Genomic DNA, 1,286 nt, shown 5'->3' with positions numbered 1-1,286 from the left:
GGCTCTTCCCCAAATCAGGGGGCACTAATCAAGAACACAAAACTTTAACCCTTAACCTATAATTTTCAAAATTTCTAAATCCATAAGCACGTCTTTGAATCAGCTTCATCTTCCTATGAAACCCCTCCGTTATGCCGTTGTTTTTAGTAAACCGCCACATTCTAACCACTTCTTCCCTCCATTGGTATAATGTTTTACCTAGAGTCTTTAGTGAGTCAAAAGGACTTTCCTTCAGACTGGCAATGAGTTTAAGGAAGAGCGGTATTAAACGCATACACTGCTTTGCGGTGCGATGTTTTCGCATGAGCAATCGATGTAGTCGCTGTTTAAAGTAATATATTGCAGCAATGACAGGCTGTTGTTGCAAATAACGTTCTCGTCTATTGAATCGCTTTACAGTGAGATTATTGGGATTGGTTCTCAATGCGGCCAAGAGACCTCTCTGATATTTCATTTCAGGGTCAATCTGTTGATAAGTCTGCAAACAGAATTGATTCAATAAACGTATCACATGAAAGCGATCAGCAACAATCACGGCATTGGGAAAGTAACGCCTGATTAACTTGCGGTAACTGGAGCTTAAGTCAATACAGACTACCTGTACCTTATCTTTTCCTTCTAACGTGTTGAGATAACCTTCTAAATCCTTTTCTGAACGCCCCTCAACCACATCAAATATTTTATGTTTCGCTAAGTCACAAAAGGTCGTTGCATAACCCACTTTCCTGTTAAATGAATGCTCATCAAGGCCAAGAACTCTTGGGCAAGGACGGTTTAATATCTTTTTATGGCGAAGCTCATAACCATAATGATACCAGCGCTCTACAGTCGATTTACCCAGCTTTAAATCACGAGCCAAATCCTTTTGACTCATTCCTTTGCTATGATAGTGAAACACCTGTTTACGCAAACTCTCGCTCGCTCTTTGATATTTACCTATCCCAGGAAAACGTTGATTAAAATAGCGACCACAAGCAGGACAATAATACTTATGAGCCTTGATACACAAGTAACTACGACGCAAGCCAATCGATTCATGGCGGATGCGCCTTATGAAACTGTCTTTTTTACGTAACTTCTTATTTCCACAATGAACACATCGAACAACACAACGATAAGTAACTTCGATAAAAACCGGGTTCTCACCACTTACCTTTTTAATAGAATATCCCGGTAAATTTAGGATACAATCTTTCTTGGGCATTTTAATCTTCCTTTTGACCGTCAAATCAATGGGTTAGTCTAGACTAACTTGATTAAAATGCCCCCTTTTTTGGGGTAGAGCC

Annotated in this window: 1 protein-coding gene; it reads right to left on the bottom strand. The window is 39.7% G+C overall.

Annotated features, from left to right (window positions below):
- Nucleotides 1-28: 28 nt before the first annotated feature.
- A complete protein-coding gene (locus tag ELY20_RS16700; RefSeq protein ID WP_127059520.1) occupies nucleotides 29-1,204 on the bottom strand; it encodes an ISL3 family transposase in 1,176 nt (391 codons plus the stop codon).
- Between the last annotated feature and the right edge of the window lie 82 nt (nucleotides 1,205-1,286).

Source organism: Legionella qingyii (assembly GCF_003990155.1).
GTDB classification, from domain to species: Bacteria; Pseudomonadota; Gammaproteobacteria; order Legionellales; family Legionellaceae; genus Legionella; species Legionella qingyii.
This window is presented reverse-complemented; position numbering and strand designations above follow the sequence as displayed.